At 64.2% G+C, this 3,268-nt stretch carries 3 protein-coding genes; 1 reads left to right on the top strand and 2 read right to left on the bottom strand.

The window, feature by feature from the left end:
* Positions 1 to 24 precede the first annotated feature (24 nt).
* Positions 25 to 1,071, bottom strand: a complete 1,047-nt coding sequence (deoC, locus tag EOA27_RS28770) for a deoxyribose-phosphate aldolase (protein WP_127257819.1) — start codon at positions 1,069 to 1,071, stop codon at positions 25 to 27.
* 136 nt (positions 1,072 to 1,207) lie between these two features.
* Complete coding sequence (locus EOA27_RS28765; protein ID WP_126079964.1) at positions 1,208 to 2,032, bottom strand: ferredoxin--NADP reductase; 825 nt, start codon at positions 2,030 to 2,032, stop codon at positions 1,208 to 1,210.
* Positions 2,033 to 2,252: 220 nt separating this feature from the next.
* On the opposite strand from EOA27_RS28765, the gene EOA27_RS28760 reads away from it, so the two are divergent.
* On the top strand, positions 2,253 to 3,268 hold a 1,016-nt coding region (locus EOA27_RS28760), incomplete at its 3' end, for a hydantoinase/oxoprolinase family protein (RefSeq protein ID WP_145970592.1).

Below are 3,268 nucleotides of genomic sequence, written 5' to 3'. Positions count from 1 at the left end.
CCCCCCAAGGGGGAGGGTGGGAGCCTAGGCCATCGCGTGGCGATGGTTGGCCGAGTAATGGCCCGTCAAATGATGCTCGAGCTGGCGTTCGATGTCGGTGAGCAGGCTCGACGCGCCGAAGCGGAACAGGTCCGGCTCCAGCCACGGCCGGCCGAGCTCTTCCTTCATCAGCACCAGCCAATCGAGCGCGACCTTGGCGGTGGAAATGCCGCCGGCCGGCTTGAAGCCGATGAGATAACCGGTCTCCTCGAAATAGGCGCGGATGGCGCGCACCATGGTGAGGCCGACGGGGAGCGTGGCGTTGACGCTCTCCTTGCCGGTCGAGGTCTTGATGAAATCCGCGCCCGCCATCATCGCGACCATGGAGGCAAGCATGACATTACGCAAAGTGGCGAGATCGCCGGTGCCGAGGATGACTTTCAGATGCGCATCGCCGCAGGCCGTGCGCATGGCGACGATCTCGTTGAACAGCTCGCGCCATTTGGCGCCGTAGACCAGGCCGCGCGGAATGACGACGTCGATCTCGTCGGCGCCGTCCTTCACCGAAGCCTCGATCTCCTGCAGGCGGGTCGACAGCGGCGCAAGGCCGTGCGGGAAGGCGGTGGAGACGGCGGCGACATGGATGCCGGTGCCGCGCACAGCGTCGACCGCGGTGGCGACAAAGGGATGATAGACGCAGACCGCCGCCGGACGGATGGTTTCGCCCGAGATGCCGAGACCCTCGACGATGTCGCGGCGCAGCGGATTGATCGCCTTGGCGCAGAGCCGGCGCACGCGCTCGTCCGTGTCATTGGAATTCAGCGTGGTGAGGTCCATGCAGGCGATGGCCCGCAGCAGCCAGGCGGCCTGGTTGTCGGCCTTGATCGAGCGCCGCTTGGTCAGCGTCGCGACACGGCGCTCCAGCGCCGAACGGTTGACGCTGCGCACCGATTCCAGGAAGCCGAGATCGAGCTTCATGCCGGGATTGCGGGCAATGCCATGTTCCAGCGGCAGCGGCGTGTTGGCGGCGGCACGCGCCGGCAGCGGCATCACCTTGGAAGCTCCCGCACCTGCTTCGCGGATCGTGCTCATCTCCTGCCCTTTCATTCAGCTGCTTACGCCGAAGGATAGCCCGTGAAGCGATGCTTCACGAGTCTTTCAAAGGCTCATAGCGGAAAAAGGCCGTCGAGGCAGTAGATTTTTGACCGTATGGTCAAATTGAGGCGCCTCAGCCGACGAAGGCGCGCTCGACGACGAAGCTGGCCGGATGGCTCAAGGAGCCCTCCTGGAAGTCGAGGCTTTCGGCGAGTTCCTTGACGTCCTTCAGCATGTGCATCGAGCCGCAGATCATGATGCGATCGGTCTCGGGATTGAGCTTGTCGATGCCGAGATCGGAATAGAATTTTCCGGAGCCGATCAGCGCGGTGATGCGGCCCATGCGCGCCGATTCCTCGCGCGTCGTCGAATTGTAGAGCGTGACGCGGCCGGCGGTCAGCTCGCCGATCAGAGGATCGCTTTCGAGCGCCGCCACCAGTTCCTGGCCGTAAGTGAGCTCGGCAATGTCGCGGCAGGTGTGGGTAAGGATCACCTGGTCGAACTTCTCATAGGTGTCGGGATCGCGCAGCAGGCTGGCGAAAGGCGCGATGCCGGTGCCGGTCGAGATCATGAACACCCGCTTGGCGGGCGTCAGCGCGTCGAGCACCAGCGTGCCGGTCGCCTTCTGGCGCATGATGACGGTGTCGCCGACCTGGATCTTCTGCAGCTCGGAGGTAAGCGGGCCGTCCGGGACCTTGATCGAGAAGAATTCCAGCTCGTCGTCCCAGGCGGGGCTGGCGACCGAGTAGGCGCGGAAGATCGGCTTCTCGGCATTGGGCAGGCCGATCATGACGAACTCGCCGGAGCGGAAACGCAGCGACTGCGGGCGGGTGATGCGGAAGGAGAACAGCCGGTCGGTGTAATGCTTCACCGACACCACGGTCTCGGCGTAGACATTGGCCGGGATCGGGAACTGCAGCGGCCTTGCGCCGGCGGTGTTCAACGCGGATGTGTTCATCAAACCCAACTTTCCGGCCCAGACAAACGCACTGGGCGCCAAACTTTCTCCTGCGCGTCCGAACGGTCAGGTTCCGACGTGCCCGCTGCACATTGCCAAGCGGTAAGCTCTTGTGTCCGAAACTTATTAGTATACAAATGATCTCGAGGTCAAGATGGCGACGTAAAATGCCTTTCCAAACCAAGGCATATCCGTAGTCCTGCTATTTCGGGTTTCGGCAATGATTGAGAATTTTTCGGCGTCCGCGGGAAGCGTCGTAGCAGGCATCGACGTCGGCGGAACCTTCACCGACCTGCTTTTGATCGACGGCAAGGCGGGCGGCAAGGTCCATATCGCCAAGACCCCGACGACTGTCGAAAACCAGGCCTTCGGCGTGGTCGCCGCCCTTGGCGCCACCGGCTTTCCGATCGACGGCATCGACCTCATCGTGCATGGCACGACGACCACCACCAACGCCGTGCTGGAACGCCGCCTGGCGCGGACCGGCATGATCACCACGCGCGGCTTTCGCGACGTGATCGAGCTTGGCCGCCGCACCAGGCCGCAGGCCTATGGCATGACCGGCACTTTTGTCCCCGTCATTCCCCGCGACCTTCGGCTCGAAGTGTCGGAGCGGATCGAGGCTTCGGGCGCGGTGCGCATTCAACTCGACGAAGCCGAGATGCGCGATGCGGTGAAGAAGCTGCTCGACGCCGGCTGCGAGTCGCTCGTCATCCACTTCCTGCACTCCTACGCCAACCCGGCGCATGAGCGGCGCGCCGCCGAAATCGCGGCGGAGCTTTGGCCGAACGGCCACATCACCACCGGGCATGCGCTGCTTTCGGAAGCGCGCGAGTTCGAGCGAGGCGTGACGGCCGCCGTCAACGCCTCGGTGCAGCCGATCCTGGAGCGTTATGTCGAGCGGCTGCGCAAGGAGCTTGGCGCGAAGGGCTATGCCCGCGACTTCCTGATCATGAACGGCAATGGCGGCATGATCTCGGCCCGCTTCGTCACGCTGGAATCGGCCAAGACCGTGATGTCCGGCCCGGCTTCCGGCGTCATCGCCGCCGCCTATACGGGCAAGCGCGCCGGCTTCGAGAACCTCGTCACCTACGACATGGGCGGCACCTCGACCGACGTGGCGCTGATCCGCAACGCCGAGCCCGCGGTGTCGAACGAGATCGAGATCGAATATGCGATGCCGATCCACGTGCCGATGGTGGCGGTGCATACGGTCGGCGCCGGCGGCGGCTCGAT

It is taken from the genome of Mesorhizobium sp. M2A.F.Ca.ET.037.01.1.1 (assembly GCF_003998075.1).
GTDB lineage: Bacteria > Pseudomonadota > Alphaproteobacteria > Rhizobiales > Rhizobiaceae > Mesorhizobium.
The sequence above is the reverse complement of the archived record's forward strand: the minus strand, read 5'-3'. Positions and strand labels throughout refer to the sequence as shown.